Source organism: Oribacterium sp. HCP3S3_B9 (genome assembly GCF_052064255.1).
GTDB lineage: Bacteria > Bacillota > Clostridia > Lachnospirales > Lachnospiraceae > Oribacterium.
Genome location: NZ_JBQHVY010000084.1, coordinates 1 through 445, shown reverse-complemented (window position 1 = coordinate 445; position 445 = coordinate 1). Strand labels below are relative to the sequence as shown.

At 46.3% G+C, this 445-nt stretch carries 1 protein-coding gene; it reads right to left on the bottom strand.

Translation table 11 applies throughout. The features are described 5' to 3' along the window. A partial coding sequence (locus tag ACTNC3_RS11545; RefSeq protein ID WP_441227520.1) for a Mu transposase domain-containing protein occupies nucleotides 1-445 on the bottom strand: 445 nt, incomplete at both ends.

Here is a 445-nt window from a genome sequence, read left to right as displayed (position 1 = left end):
CGTGCTATAATCAGAAACGTCGGTCCGTACATCGCCGTATTGACGTCGGTGCCGTACGATCAACTGACCATTTTCCTCGAGAACATCAATGTAATGAGCTCTGATACCGATTAACACTTTCTGATTATGGAGTTCAGGTTTGGTTGAATAGTAATGCTTTCCGTCAATGCATACCTTGCCGTAGCCATCTGCCTTGAACCAATCATACCGACATACATCAAATGGCCTTGATGGAAGGGACAGGAACTGCTTCTGATCTTCTTTGAAGAGATCTTTGATCAGCTGCAGCTTCTTGTAATGAGGCTTGGCAGCCTTGCGCTTATTCATTGGGAGCAGAGTCTTGTTATATTCGACCATGTCATGATAGTGTGGCGCTGGCACAAAGAGGTTTCTCCGGATCGTCCCTACTTTATTCTCGACATTGCCCTTTTCCCAGCCGGATTCC